The organism is Mucilaginibacter sp. PAMB04274 (genome assembly GCF_039634385.2).
GTDB lineage: Bacteria > Bacteroidota > Bacteroidia > Sphingobacteriales > Sphingobacteriaceae > Mucilaginibacter.
The window spans coordinates 1930145-1944954 of the sequence record NZ_CP155081.2; the positions used below are offsets into that span (position 1 = coordinate 1930145).

Annotated in this window: 9 protein-coding genes and 1 tRNA gene; 2 read left to right on the top strand and 8 right to left on the bottom strand. The window is 41.8% G+C overall.

Annotated elements, in window-relative coordinates; all coding sequences use genetic code 11:
- Positions 1–124 precede the first annotated feature (124 nt).
- Positions 125–1099, bottom strand: a complete 975-nt coding sequence (pfkA, locus tag ABDD95_RS08075) for a 6-phosphofructokinase (RefSeq protein WP_345951374.1) — start codon at positions 1097–1099, stop codon at positions 125–127.
- A gap of 504 nt (positions 1100–1603) precedes the next feature.
- On the opposite strand from pfkA, the gene ABDD95_RS08080 reads away from it, so the two are divergent.
- Entirely contained in the window at positions 1604–2068 is a 465-nt protein-coding gene (locus ABDD95_RS08080) for a response regulator (RefSeq protein WP_345951375.1), read from the top strand.
- A 3-nt stretch (positions 2069–2071) separates the two neighbouring features.
- Here ABDD95_RS08080 and ABDD95_RS08085 read toward each other — a convergent pair whose 3' ends face one another.
- The 7 genes from ABDD95_RS08085 to ABDD95_RS08115 form a co-directional block, all read right to left on the bottom strand.
- Positions 2072–2473, bottom strand: a complete 402-nt coding sequence (locus tag ABDD95_RS08085) for a response regulator (protein ID WP_345951376.1) — start codon at positions 2471–2473, stop codon at positions 2072–2074.
- Between the two features lie 5 nt (positions 2474–2478).
- Positions 2479–3543, bottom strand: a complete 1065-nt coding sequence (locus ABDD95_RS08090) for a hybrid sensor histidine kinase/response regulator (protein ID WP_345951377.1) — start codon at positions 3541–3543, stop codon at positions 2479–2481.
- Positions 3544–3660: 117 nt separating this feature from the next.
- A complete protein-coding gene (locus tag ABDD95_RS08095) occupies positions 3661–5835 on the bottom strand; it encodes a 7TM diverse intracellular signaling domain-containing protein (protein ID WP_345951378.1) in 2175 nt (724 codons plus the stop codon).
- Between the two features lie 17 nt (positions 5836–5852).
- Complete coding sequence (locus tag ABDD95_RS08100) at positions 5853–8162, bottom strand: Rv1355c family protein (RefSeq protein WP_345951379.1); 2310 nt, start codon at positions 8160–8162, stop codon at positions 5853–5855.
- Between the two features lie 95 nt (positions 8163–8257).
- Positions 8258–9067: a hypothetical protein gene (locus tag ABDD95_RS08105; RefSeq protein WP_345951380.1), complete on the bottom strand. Its 810-nt coding sequence runs from the start codon at positions 9065–9067 to the stop codon at positions 8258–8260.
- A gap of 604 nt (positions 9068–9671) precedes the next feature.
- Entirely contained in the window at positions 9672–10931 is a 1260-nt protein-coding gene (locus tag ABDD95_RS08110) for a HAMP domain-containing sensor histidine kinase (RefSeq protein WP_345951381.1), read from the bottom strand.
- A gap of 184 nt (positions 10932–11115) precedes the next feature.
- Positions 11116–14127: a DUF2723 domain-containing protein gene (locus ABDD95_RS08115; RefSeq protein ID WP_345951382.1), complete on the bottom strand. Its 3012-nt coding sequence runs from the start codon at positions 14125–14127 to the stop codon at positions 11116–11118.
- 459 nt (positions 14128–14586) lie between these two features.
- Between ABDD95_RS08115 and ABDD95_RS08120 the strand changes: the two genes are divergently transcribed.
- Positions 14587–14660: transfer RNA gene (locus ABDD95_RS08120), tRNA-Pro, on the top strand.
- The last annotated feature ends 150 nt before the right edge of the window (positions 14661–14810 follow it).

Consider the following 14810-nt stretch of genomic DNA (forward strand, 5'->3'; position numbering starts at 1 on the left):
CATATACTGCCCAATAGAAGGGCTAGGTCAAAGTTACAATTACCTTGAGCCTTTGTACAATTTAAGTTAGGGCATCTGTAATTTGCAGGCCTTAGGTTACAAATGTCTCCTGTAAGCGGCTATATCAGGCCAGCACGTCAATGATCTTCAGCATGTTTAAATCCAGTTCTGAAGGTTGTAAAATAGCTTCTTTTAAGGGTACATATACAATGTCATGGTGCCTTACGCCAACCATCTCCTGGCTTCGACCCTGAAGCAAGCCTTCAACTGCTGCAACTCCAAAGCGGCTTGCCAATACCCTGTCTGTACAACTGGGGTGGCCACCACGCTGCATATGGCCTAAAACTGAAACCCGAGTATCATACTGAGGAAATCTCTCTTTAATTATACGTCCTATCTCAAATCCTCCACCTATTTCCTGGCCTTCAGCAACAATTAAAATTTTAGAGCTTTTATGATGCCGGGAATCTTCCAGTTTTTGAAAAACAGGCTCCAGGTTGTTCTTAATTTCAGGCAACATTACCGCCTCTGCACCAGCAGCAATACCTGCCCGCATGGCTATCATACCCGAGTCGCGGCCCATTACCTCTACAATAAACAGGCGGTCATGTGATTCGGCTGTGTCCCTGATCTGGTCAACAGACTTTAGCACCGTATTTAACGCCGTATCATAACCTATTGTAAAATCTGTTCCTTTCAAATCGTTATCTATAGTAGCCGGTATGCCTATAACCGGAACATCAAACAGTTCGCTGAACATATTAGCACCGGTAAAAGTGCCGTCGCCGCCAATAGCAACCAGCGCATCAATACCAAAGCGCTTTAGCTGTTTGTAAGCCTTTTGCTTTCCCGCTTCGGTTCTAAACTCTTCACTTCTGGCTGTTTTAAGTATAGTGCCCCCGCGATGGATAATATTACCAACCGATTTTGGCGTCATAGCGTGCATATCGCCGGTAATCATCCCCTCATAACCCAAACGAATACCTGTAACTTCTATTTTATTAAACAGGGCTGTTTTAACCACAGCACGGATGGCTGCATTCATGCCGGGCGCATCGCCCCCGGAGGTATAAACCCCTATATTTGAAATGTTATTCATTTTACTGTTCTTAAATCGGCGCCTTAATGGCCCCTGAAAAACTTATGCATTGGACCGGTTGCTTTGAAAACCAGCCATGCCCTGTGCACCGGCGAAAGATAGGAAATCTTAGTGTATACCTGACACTTAGATTTGAAAAAATATTTTTATGTATAAACGTAAGTAAACAGTGCGGTAAATAACCAACGCAACAATGTGCAGGCCGCAATGGCGGTAAAATATCTTGTCACTTACTTCTATAACAAACCCTTAAAAGTTATGCTACAAAGCACCAAATATGCGCTTTGGCCTATAACATATTTTAACCAAAACACGTAAGCAGATGTAATCTTAATAAGAAAAGTTGAAAACTACTTTTTGTAAACAGCACTGTCTTTGCTATCTTTATGATAACCAATTAGTAAGCTTACAACAGTTTCAAAACCGATACCACTTACATCTTATCAAATGAATGTTTGGGGTTTTATTAAGTTACTTTAACTTTGCTTTGAATTTATACGTGTTATGTCGTCCGAAAAAATTTCAGTATTATATGTAGATGATGAGGAAAATAATTTGTTTTCCTTTAAAGCGACCTTTAGAATAAAGTACCAGGTTTGGACTGCCATTAGCGGTGACGAAGCCTTGAAAATACTTGCGGCGCGTAAAATTCAAATCATCATAACCGATCAGCGTATGCCCGAAATGACCGGCGTTGAGTTTTTGGAAAAAGTGTTAGAAATTTATCCGGCACCTATGCGCATTCTTTTAACCGGTTATGCCGATATGGGAGCCGTAGTAGATGCGGTAAACAAGGGCAAGATATTTCATTATTTAGCAAAGCCCTGGAATGAGGAAGAACTGGATATGACAATCAATCGCGCTTACGAAAAATATCTGGAGAACGATCAGCTAAAGGAAATGAACGAGAAGCTTGAAGATTCTAACAACCAGCTGGAGTTTTTACTAAGGCAGAAACTGCTGTCTTAAGCATTAGGCTTCGACGTCGGTTCGCGCCAGAAGTGCGTAAAGTTTTTCTTTAGTAATGGGTTTGTCGATAAAGCTTTCTACAGATTTATAAGTTGAAAGCCTGGCTATATCACCGGGATTTCTGGTGCTGGAAAGGACAACGATCCTATACTTATCCTTTATGCCGGAAGGAAGCTTTTCAAATGCTTCAATAAATTCAAATCCATTCATCATCGGCATATTAATATCCAGCACAATCAGTCCAAACACATAATCCTCTTCGGTAACTTTTTTAAGGGCATCTAATGCTTTTTGGGCACTACGGTATATTTTAAAGTTGAAGTTGCTATCTATGTGCTGAATTATTTTCTGAATAATGAAGCAATCAAGTTCACTATCATCAATAATTATGAATGCTGGTTTCATGCCGATTAAATTGAGGGGATAACAACCTTAAATGTAGTGCCCTTATCCATAATCGAATTAACTTCTATATGCCCATTTAATTTTAACAAGGCGCTTTTAGCATTATATAAGCCAAAGCCCGATCCTGACCCTTGTGCAGTTGCACGATAGAATAAGTTGAATATTTCTCCTATATGGTTGCCTAATATACCAATTCCGGTATCCATAATGGTTATAGTGGCTACCCCTTTTTTAACTTCGATATGTAAATTTACCGCTTTTTCTGTCTTGTTCTTATCCTGGTATTTAAAGGCATTGGAGAGAAGATTATTTAAAATAAGCTTCAATGGTCTGTCATCACTTCTAAACGGCTCGCTTTGGTTTACGGTAACTTTAAAATCTATATTATCTAAAGTTGAAATGACGTTATAAAATGCCTGTAGTTCTTCTACTAATAATTTGAAGTCAACATCCTTTAATTTAAGCTCTCCTCTCTGAATAGCATAATAATCGTGCATACTTACAATGTATGTATCCAGCTTCTTTAAGGATTTTTCCATCAATACCAGCATCTCCTTCATTTCATCGATACTGTCAATCTCCCGCACCACGTTAATGGCACCTAACAAACCCGCTATTGGGCCCCTGATGTCATGACTCACGCTATAAGCAAACTTATTCAGTTCATTATAAGCGGTATTCAGTTCCTCGTTCTTTACCGAGAGCATTGAGCTGGCCAGGTAAAACTTGTTAGCCTCCTCAATAGCCGAAAGTAAGTCGGCCTCATTCCACGGTTTGTTTAAATACCTGAATATATTGCCTTTATTAATGGCGTTAATGATGGAGTCGACATCCGTGTAAGCGGTTAAGAGGATGCGGATAGGATGGGGGTGAGTAGGTCTGATACTCTCAAAAAACTCTACACCAGTCATTCCGGGCATCCGTTGATCACAAAATATGACCCTGATGTCTGGATTTTTATCAAGAATACCTGCCGCCAATTTTACATCAACAGTGGTAAACACCTGATAGCTCATACGTAGCGATGCTTTGAAACCAACAAGGTTATCCTGCTCATCGTCGATGTACAAAATCTTAATTTTTTCTGAATTCGGGATCAATGCCTGAGAAATTTTATTGAAAGATAATATCGTAGGGAAGAAGGCTATATTATTATAAATAACCTCTTTGTACGAATATAGTTTACATTAGGTTTGTCTCGGATCAAAATTTATTGGTATAACCAGTGTAAACTCTGTGCCCTCATTCAAAACACTCTCAACCCGTATTTGTCCCTGATGCTTTTTAATGGTGTTATAGGCAATAGACATACCCAAACCAGTGCCTTCGCCTACGTCTTTTGTGGTAAAAAACGGATCAAACATTTTTCGTTGTGTTTCAACGCTCATGCCGGTACCATTGTCTTTTATCTTGATGTAAACATTTTGCTGATCGTGTGTAGTAACGATTTCTAACTTGCCATCTGCACTGTCTCCAAATCTTTTCTTCACCGCATAAACTGCGTTTGAAATGATATTAAGGAATACCTGGTTTAGCTTACCGGCATAGCATTCAATAAACGGCAAGTCACCGTACTGTTTTTCAACCCTTATTTTTCCTATTAAATTGTTGGCAATAACCAGTGTCGAATCAAGACCCTCATTAACATCTGCACGCTTCAGGTCGTCTTCATCCAGGCGCGAAAAAATTCGGAGACCTTTAACAATTTCGGCAGTGCGGTTGGCACCCTCCGTAATTCCTTTCATCAGGTGGTTGATCTCTAGCGTGAGGTAATCAAAATCTAACTCGTCTTTGTAATCCTGTATCTGCTTTTGTTTTTCAGCTATGGGTAATTCTGATATGCCAATTTCCTCAACTGTTTTCAGCGTATCCAATACCATTTCAATGTCGCGCCTTAACGGGTTGATATTGGATGTGACAAAGTTGATAGGGTTGTTGATCTCGTGCGCAATGCCCGCCGTTAACTGACCAAGTGAGGCCATTTTTTCGGCTTCAACTAACTGGGTTTGTGCTTGTTTTAGTTCTTCCAGGGTTTGGTTGAGCTCCTGGTTCGATTGCCGGAGCTCCAGGGTGCGTTCGCTTACCCGTGCTTCTAATACTACGTTTTGCTCGCGTACAATGCGTTCGTTTTCCTTTACCGCTAATAGCGTCTCTTCCTGCGATTTTTCTTTTTCGGCTTTGAAAATGTTGATCTTATCGGCTAGTGCTAAAGAAAGCAGCGTAATCTCGAATGCAGTACCCACCTGCATAGTATAATTGGTGTATACATTGTATGGTAACACGCCCAGATTGCGCAGCACGAACAGGACGAGGCCACCTAAAAATATAGTCCAGGCCAGCAGGAAAAAACGAGCCGGACGATATCCCTGCGCGGATGTGATTAAGGCTGCCGCATATATACTGCCCGTAACGCATAATGCAGAAATGTCAATCATGCGATAACTGGCGTGATTGTATCCAAGCAGTCGTAAAATGATGGCAGTACTGTAAAGAATTATTACAACACCGAAGAATTTATGAAGCTTGGGCGTGCGCTGCTTGGTATGCAAGAACTTGCTTACAAACAATACGGCCGCCACACCGGCCAGGCCCGGAAAAACAACTATGGCTTTTTTGAAAAGCCAGGGGTGGTTGTAAAACAGGTAATGAAAAGTATAGCCCGATAAGGTAGTTTGGGTAAGGCCAATAAAGGTTGTATACAAAACGTAATACAGGTAGCTTACATCTTTGGTAGACAGATAGACAAACAAATTGTACAATATCATCACTAGTATAAGTCCTATCAGGATACCCCAAAAGAGGTTCTTAGCCAATAAAGATTCGGCTGTTTGCTGCTCGGTGCTTAAAATTAATGGCAATATCATCTGCTCGCTGCTTTCTACTTTAATGTAGTAAGTGGCCGCGCTGTCTTTTGGCAAATTGATGTCGAAAATAAAATCCTGATGTTTGTATTTTCTTTTATAGAACCCTGATGTGTCTGTGAACCGCGTAAGTTTATAGGTGTGATTTTCTGGACGGTAAAAATCACACACACTCAACGTAGGATACTCTAGCGACAGTAAGAGGTGATTGTACGCCGATTGATTTTTGATAGAAAACCGTAACCAGAAACTCGACTTACTTAACTTAAGGTTAGGGACTTCATTGCCAGAAGCTGCAAAGTTTTTATTTGTTAATACCTCGTTGATGGTTAAACGGTTGGTAGAATCCTCCAATATCGCAACATGCTCTCCAAGCACTACATTACCACCATTTTTGTAAATTACCGGCTGCTGTGCTACCGCTTTATGCACAAAAGCTACATGTGCCAGTATTAAAACGCAGATGTATCTGATAAGCTTAACACGTATATCTGTATTCATTGCTGTATTTGGTGCAATTAATCAATAAAAAGAGTTTGATGAATAGGCAGTCTGAAACTCTTTAAATCTGGTTCGTTCGCAATAGCTATTTTTGTTAAAAATACCTCGGCCTGGTTATTGTCTATACCGGTTAGCGCTATAAAGCGTTCCCTTAGTTGTTGTAGTTCCTGCTGGTTTTGCTCACTCAAGCCTTCGCCATTACCGTATACTATCCTCGGGAAAATATATAATGGGGAAATAACCGGATGTACAGCTATGTTGAGTTGGGTAGCAGCCAGCCAAAAGCGCTCCATGGCCCGGCCACCATCAAAAAAGCTTTGCAGGCCGTGTTGCGGTAGCGTAATAAAACAAAGGGCTGATGCTGCCGCTACTGTACGGGTTGCTAACATATCCAGTGCCTTGCCACCACCAAAATCATTAATGGATTGCACAACCTCTGCGCCTTTAATAACGCCTAATGCAGCCAGCTGCGAGTTGCTCAGTCCTAACGTCTTAACATCAATGCCATCTTTTGTGGCTTCGGCATCTTCACTTGTCCAGCGCATTTCGTGGTGTACAAAATCATGGTGGCCTTCTTTGTTCAGTAAACGTATCCGATCACAAGCCCCTATAATTTTCCCAAGCTCGCGCAGGGTATCGGCTTCGGTAAAGCAATGCAGCTTTGCACCAGGGATAGATTCGGTTAGTAGTGTTAATTGATCGAAGATGGGCTGCTGCAGGTCTGCACGGCCAGCAAGGTTACGGTTGGTGTGCCTTGTAAAAATACTGCCTTGCAGCGGTGTCAGCAGGTCCGCCTGTTGCTCGTTAATGGCCGGCCCGAAGCTAATGGCGGCTACCAGCCGCTCGCTGCTGTTATTGGGCATGAAATGAAGATGAGGCTGCAAACCCATGCTGAGTGCCTGAATGTTTAAATTCTCATAAGCGGCACCGAAACTAATGAATGAAGCCATCTTCCTAAAATCGCCGAAGGAGTAGGAGCGGTGTTCATCGTGGTACAAAAACAATGTTCCGTTGGTGTAAAGCCACTTCCATGGCTGGTCGTTCCCCGTTGAGGGAGCAGCACAGGCGGCCTGTACCAAAGTTTCTATAGTGCGAGCATCAGGCTTAATAGCTTGCGCATTATGATAAATTGCAGGCGTTTTCTGAGCCAGCAGTTTCATCTCATCAACCGCAAGGGGTGTAAACGGGTTACTGCGTACATAAGCTGGTGATACAGTTTTTTTATCGGCTACCAATTCCTCCAGATCAACATAATAACGGCCCGACTCATGAAATTCATTTAACAAGATACGGCGGCAAACATCTGTTGTAAGTGCACCACCCAATACTACCGATGATGCCAGCTGAGGCCATGTGTTAATGGATTGCTGTACCTCCATCATTGAAACCTTCATACGGGTTGATATGGTTTCGGCACCTACCATTTTTAAAATGTAAGGTATTTTGTCCTCATTTGAGAGGCTTTTTATATTACTGGGATCTAAGCCCTCGGTTAAACCATGGAGGATAGGGCGGTCAGGTTCCAGGTCAAAGCGCTCCACATCCAGCATGCCGCGGTCGTTCGTATCCATTACCACCGGTATGTTCAGTTCCCGCGCTTTAAAGCGGCTTTCTATTTTAATGTCTAGCCCATCGCATACTTCAATGAAAAGGTCAAGCTTGCCATCGCCGGTAAAAAAAGCGTCAATATTACCTTGATGTAACCCTTCATGAAAAAGCTTTACCTTTAGGAATGGGTCTATCTCTGCAATTTCACGTGCGGCAATAACTGTTTTATTTAAACCCATATTATGAACGCCGGTGCGCAGGCGATTAAGATTACTTAATTCTGCCGTATCAAAATCTGCAAGCCTTAATTCGCCGCAGGTACGCTCCATAGCTAACGTTAGTGCAATAGACTGACCTACCGACAGGCCAACTATGCCTATCTTTTTCTCTCTTAACTGCTGCTGCTCCTGCTGGGTAATTTTGAGCTGGTTCCGGTTAGTTCTTACTTCAATAAACTCTTCTTCTTCAACTAAATGCACCAGGCTTCGGCTCCAGGGATAAAAAACCCATAGACCATAATCTTCCAAAGGTCGGCCTGCTAAATGCGCCTCAATTAAACGTTTATAGTCATCCGGACCGATCTTCGCTGCAGGGTTCCTGCTTTTTATTAGCTCTTGAAGCTGGGTTTGGATGGAGTCGTGTATGCGTAAAACCCTGCCTTGTGCCAGCAGGTCATTAAGCTGTGATTTTTGATCCTCGTAAGCACAATTAAAAAATTGAGGCTGATAAACCAAATTGTCTTCAGGAGATGTGTAGAGTGTGGAGTAGTTGTTGATCATAATAAACGTAGAGCCATTATACGACTGCTACCAGGAAAACGTTTTAACAATCGGCAAATTGTTAATCGTGTTGCTGTTTATTACTGGCCGTTCAACTACAAAATCTCCGGATCGTCGTCATTAAGTTTAATCTGCGAATAGGTTTTTTGAGCGTTGGCTATAACGGAGCTTAAATCCCACTGCTGTAAATTTGGTATTTCAATTTCGTAATGGATAGTAATCTCCTTTTTTCTGAGTACTTCGGTGCGGATAATATTCAGGTTTTCCCTTATTTTAAGAATCGCTGCCTTATCTTCCTCATAAGCTCTGGCTAGCGTAGGTACATCTTTTAATACCATTGTAGTGGCTACGAGGTCTAGTTTAGGATAATAAAATGTACCATTATTACCAACGGTAGGTTCAATTTCCATGCCTACGGCCTCACCGGGGGGGATGGTATAAGGTGCGCACAACGCAAAAAGCGATTGGATGCCAATTTGATAAGAAATAGCTACTGCCGTACGTATCAAAAAAATGCTGCCAATGCCGTATCCCGCAATTTCGCGGGAGTTCCACAGGCCGCATAATTCGCCTGTTCCGTGTTGTGCAAAGTGCCAAACTAAATCAAATATGCTCGGGTCCATGCGCCCTGTAGCCTGTTCAATAGGTAAAAGCTGCGATCCTCCGGCTACATGTACCCGTGCGCCGCCGTAAACTTTTTTTCCGTCTAATGATTCAACAACCATTACAAAAGCTGCCGGATTTTCGGTCCATTCGTCTTTTGACGATGTGACTTTGGTTACACCTATACTTGTTAAGACGTGCGTATGTCCTTCAATAAACAGTCGGCAGGTTTCAGGCTCGTCAATGGCTCTAAAAGCACGTAGTCTTACTTCAGGATTCTCTTTATTTAAACTCGATTCCATTTAACCAATAGTTATAAATAGTGCACTTAACAGCTAATATAGGGGTACAAATTAAGCAGTAAAAGTAAAATCAAAGCTATAAAGATGCAAGACAATAAAGCAGCCCGCATTTTAATAAGCGCATAAAAACAGGTTATAAATGTACTAGATGAGAAGTGCATCAATTTAACACATTAATCTACAGGATGTTCGTTAAATCTTAGTCATAATTATTTTACATTATTAACAGATACTTAACGGCAATTTTAGTTGATCAGCAAGCATAACAGGTGCAATTGCGGCGTATTTTGTGTTAGCTTTTAAATCGAGAACACTTGTAGCAGGCAAATTCAATGCATGACGTGCTGAATTGTTTGCTAGCATCAATAACCTGTAGGTTTGTGACAAGCTTAAAAAATCTTACGCGTTATAGTAATGATTGCCGTGCAGAAAATTACAATAGAATAAGTGTTAAGCCATGGCATGGGCACTACCAAGCAAACCGGTATCTTTTGTTTTGACCCCGAATGTGGTGGTTGTTAACGCGCTTGGGTAATTATGGAAGAGGAGGGATCTACGGAATTAAAATACCGGTAGCAATAAGCATGCTCACCAGCAACCAACGTTAAATAACCGCTAAGTTTAACTGTGATACAGGTAATTCTATAAAAAAGGTAACGCCGCTTACCGAGTCGCATTCAAACCAAACTTCGCCGTTTTGTACCTCGGCAAATTCCCGGCATAATACCAGGCCTAATCCAACGCCTTTTTCGTCAGCTGTTCCCCTGGTCGATTCGCCGTTCAGGTAAAATATCTGGTTGGACAGCTTTGCTGGTTTGCCATTGCCGCTATCTTTAATCTTGATTAACGCGTACTGATCATCCTGTTTTGCACTCACGGTGATGTGGCCACCGGGCGCTGTAAACTTTATAGCGTTATTGATGAGGTTGCGTACCATAAGTTGCAGCATATCGCCATTGGCAAGTACTTGTAGCTCATGATCAATCGACACCTCAATTTTTATCTTCTTGTTTTCGGCAATATGGGTAAAGAGTAACAATTGTGGCAGCAGTAATTCATGCACCGCTATGTCTGATAACTTGAACTTCAAGCCTTCCATTTGCGATTTGGACCACGACAATACATTATTCATCATATCTAATGTACTGCGGGTTGAATAGAGAAGTTTCTTTTGGATATCATGCTGTTCTTTGGCACTCAAGTCAACCTCTGTAAGCAACTCTAAATAATTTTGAACATTGGTGAGCGGTGCTCTTAAATCATGCGAAATGATAGAAAATAATTTGTTCTTTTCTTCATTGAGCAACTTCATCATGGCAGTCTTATGTTCTGCTGATTTACGTTCAGCCTCATAGTTGCGTCTGATAAAGTAATAATTAAACAAAGCAACGGCTACAACAACTACGTAGGCCGATGTTATGTCGGTGAACCGCGACAATTCACTCCGGTAAGTATAAGGCACCCAATGGGGGTTGGTGTATTGTATGTAATGCAGCCACAGAACAATGGCTATATTACTGATGATTAGATACCAGTAATGCCTAACCGGAATAACGGCTATCATAACCGACATGGTGACCACGAAAAACAGGTCGGTAGGTCCGTTGATACCCGAATTTAGAAAGAAATTGCTTATGAACAGCGCGTTGCCGCTTGCACAGAAGAGTATTAAAGATGCTGAACGATTTTTACGGAACCTTGAGAGGTAATAAATCAACGTAAACATAGCAAAGCTCGCTGCGCTCAACAAAGCTATACGCTTTAAACCTACAATGTAATTAAACGGAATGTTATAGCCAAGCGCCAGTATAATAAACAAACATATAGAGTGAAAAACGCGTGTTGTTAGATCGAACTCCGTCACAGAACCGGTTAACCAACGCCATAATGGTGTTAGCTTTCGTTTAAATTTGATAAAGGGTCTCAAAAGTCTTGCTGTGGTGAAGTTAAGAAATTATTCACCTTTTATCATACTAGAAAAGCTAAATTAAGTAAAAAGAAAAGCCTGTAAGTTTAACTTACAGGCTTTTTAATTATGGCATTAAATATCATTGCTGCATGAGCGCAGCAAACTTGTTTTGGTATTCGGTAAGGTGTTTTTGCAAGCGGTTGTTCACAGCTAACTGTTTGTGTTTATTGCCTAATATTGCCATTTCATTAAGTAATGACACGCCCATTTGCACATCATGTAGATTTACTGTATCAGCGTCCTGTTTTAATTGGTGGTAGTTGTAATCTAATATATCCTTTATATAGCTATCAACGCTGGTAAGTATCTTATTTGCCAGTTTAAAATCTTTTAAATAGCAGGCCGTGTCTGCTATGTAAAACTTACGGGCGGCAACATTCATATAGGGATAAAGGTCGGGCATAACCTGGTCGTACTTATGTAGTGCTTTCACGGCAAGCTCCGGCCGGCCTTCGCTAACCAGATTTTGGCTCAAGTTCATAAAGGTGGTAGCTATGAATGGGTAAAATAATGCGGTCGACTGCTGGTCTAAGTATCGTGCATGTTTCATGTTTCCCCATTTAAATTTGTTCATCACATTGTTGTACATGACCATGGTATTGGTTTTATCCTTGTACTGCTCAGTGGCTGTATCACGTTTTAGTGGTAACAAACGATACGCAAAGCCTTCATTGTACAAATATGGTCGTAGCCCTAAAATGCTTTCATCTGGTGCCGAGTTGGTGAAGTACACAGGCCTCTTCCAGTGGTTATGTACCAAAATGTCTATCATAGCCAAGTGGTCTTTGGTTAAAAAGTTACCTGGAAACTTCCATTCCATTGCACTTGCAATCTGGTTGCGCAGACCGGCAGGTACGGTGGCAGATTTTATCACCTCATCAGCATTAATGCTCAGTTTGAAATTTTTTGTTGGCAGGTAATTACTGGTAGTCCCATTTTCATACTGGAGCTTAGCTGCGCTGTCGTCAGAAGTAATGAAGTCGAATATTTCTTTCAGTTCTACCGAGTCGGGTATTTTAGCGTCCTGAAAAGTTAAGTAATCGCGCACGCCATCTTTAAACTTATCGTTGTTCATGGTTATGGGTAACGGTGCCGATTTATTCATTTGCTTCTTCATTTGCCGTATATACCAGTCGGTACCAAATAAGCTGAGGTTTACCAACCTCACATCGGGCCGTATGCCTTCTACCTCCTGAGCATACCACAACGAATAGGTGTCGTTATCACCGTATGTAAACAGGATGGCATTAGGTGCGCAGGAATTAAGGTAATTGCTAGCCATGTCATGCGCCGTTGTTTTGGTCGACCGGTCATGGGCGCTCCATTCCTGGGTGGCCATTAAAACGGGTGCTGCCAGTAAGCATATTCCTGTTGCTGCTAGGGTGGCATACCTCACATTAATCTTTTGCTTCAAAAATTGTACTATGCCTATAACACCCAGCCCAATCCATATAGCAAATGCGTAGAACGACCCCACATAAGAGTAATCGCGCTCGCGCGGCTGAATGCTGGGTTGGTTCACATATAAAACAATGGCAACGCCCATAAAAAAGTAAAGTAGGGCTATTACAGATGCATCGTTTTTACTGCGTTTAAAGTGGTAAAACATACCAAACAAACCAATAATAAGCGGCAAGGCGTAAAGCGGCGTGTAGGTAACATTTTGGGTGATGTTTTTTGGCAAATGTTTGCCGTCAAACCAACCCGAGGTCCAGTTGCCATCCAGGTCAGCTGTACTTGCTTGGCCATCCTGGTCGTTGTAGCGGCCAACAAAGTTCCACAAGAAGTAGCGAAAATACATTTGATATAGCTGCCAGCTAAACATAAACTTCAGGTTGTCACTAAAATTTGGCGATTGTCCCTCGCCCAAACGTAACCACTGTTTATAAAACTGCGGATCATTATCATTGCTGCTGTAAATACGTGGCAGGATGGTGTTACGGTCATAGACAAGGGATTGCTTTTTACCAACCACCTCGTATTGTGTTTTCCCTTTACGGTATATGGTAGCACCTTCTTTTTGCTCAATGGCTTGCGAGTCGAAGTATGGGCCGTACACCAGGGGCGGAGCAATGTATTGCTCGCGGTTTAGATAGCTTTGTAATTTAAAAGCATTATCCGGATGACTGTTGTTTAGATTGGTGCCTGCGTGAGCCCTGATAGGTATCATAGCAAACGATCCATACCCCAGGTAAATAAAAGTAAGGCAAACCAGTGCCAGGTTAAGAGCCGGTTTGTTTTTACGTATGCTGTAGAAAAGTCCGGTAACCAGCAGGCTTATCAAGGTAATTAAAAAAACGAATACACCGCTGCCAAAACCCATTCTCAAGCTATTCACAAAGAACAGATCAAAGTAAGCAGCAATTTTAACCGTATATTGAATAATGCCAAACTGTACAAGGGCAAGTAAAGCCACACCCGTAAATAAGGCAATGATAGTGCCTTTAGTACTCGTTTGCGAAGAGCGCCTGAAGTAATACACCATAGTTAGCGCCGGTATGGTAAGCAGGTTGAGCAAATGGATACCAATAGACAATCCCATTACATAGGCTATCAAAACAAGATAACGGTCGGCACCGGGTTCATCGGCGCGTGCTTCCCACTTCAAAATTGCCCAAAACACCACCGACACGCACAAAGCTGCTTGTGCAAATACAATTGTTTCCACTGCAGAGTACCAAAAGGTGTCAGTAAATGTAAAAGCTAGCGCCCCCACCACACCAGCGCACATAACAAGCAGTTGGTTGTTTCCGGTTGGTATTTCCCCCCGTTTAACTAATAGCTTTCGCGCCAGTGCGGTTATTGTCCAAAATAAGAACATAACTGTAGCAGCACTTGCCAATGCCGAAGCCATGTTGGTGAAGTAAGGCACTTTGGCATTATTGCCCATTGAAAGCAGGGAGAAAGCCTTGCCAATCATGGCAAATAGGGGGTAGCCTGGCTGGTGCGATACCTGCAAGCGGAAAGCACAGGAAATAAATTCGCCGCAGTCCCAAAAACTTACGGAAGGTTCGAGGGTAAGGATGTAGGTGGTTGCCGCAATAGCAAAGCATGCCCAGCCTAAAAGATTGTTGATCCGGTTGTAATGCATGAAATAATTAGTAAAGGTGTTACCATATTGTAATAAGCACCAAGGTCAGCGTAAATACTTAAAATGCCATGAACCTTAACATTCTTTAACATTGAGGTATTTATCCGCTACCATAATTTTTTAAAAAAAATTATGGTAGTGTATGTATGCTGTTTACTGACCATTATGTCTGTTTATCAGTTGTGTACAACTTTTGAAATTTGTAGCCGCCCAATTTAATAGCCATATACACCTTGGCAATAGAATTAAATAATTTGCAAATGAAGTGAATGACGTTATATTTGCAGCAGATTTACGGTAAAGACGATCTAAGTCTTATTAAAAATAAGAAGACTTAAAATTAATTTGTTGTAAATCAATCGCATAATTAAGCTGCTTTTTTAAGTAGCATGAAACGCGAAAGTTCTTTAAAAAAATATTTGCAAACGTGTTTTTAAATCTTACCTTTGCAAACCCTTTCGGGATGTAGCGTAGCCCGGTATCGCGCCACATTTGGGATGTGGAGGCCGCAGGTTCGAATCCTGCCATCCCGACAGATAGCGATATCAGAACAAATCAAAACCCTGTAAATCGTCTGATTCACAGGGTTTTGTGCTTTAGGGCACTTTCCTCAAATACCAAAGTAAACCAAAGTTTTCCAGTTATATTTCCCCTATCCGAACACCTGTTGGGGTTTTGCGTCT

Bases quoted from the DNA above. Each gene is read 5' to 3' on its own strand.
- pfkA (WP_345951374.1), bottom strand. From the start codon at position 1,099: ATGAATAACATTTCAAATATAGGGGTTTATACCTCCGGGGGCGATGCG.
- ABDD95_RS08080 (WP_345951375.1), top strand. From the start codon at position 1,604: ATGTCGTCCGAAAAAATTTCAGTATTATATGTAGATGATGAGGAAAAT.
- ABDD95_RS08085 (WP_345951376.1), bottom strand. From the start codon at position 2,473: ATGAAACCAGCATTCATAATTATTGATGATAGTGAACTTGATTGCTTC.
- ABDD95_RS08095 (WP_345951378.1), bottom strand. From the start codon at position 5,835: ATGAATACAGATATACGTGTTAAGCTTATCAGATACATCTGCGTTTTA.
- ABDD95_RS08100 (WP_345951379.1), bottom strand. From the start codon at position 8,162: ATGATCAACAACTACTCCACACTCTACACATCTCCTGAAGACAATTTG.
- ABDD95_RS08105 (WP_345951380.1), bottom strand. From the start codon at position 9,067: ATGGAATCGAGTTTAAATAAAGAGAATCCTGAAGTAAGACTACGTGCT.
- ABDD95_RS08115 (WP_345951382.1), bottom strand. From the start codon at position 14,127: ATGCATTACAACCGGATCAACAATCTTTTAGGCTGGGCATGCTTTGCT.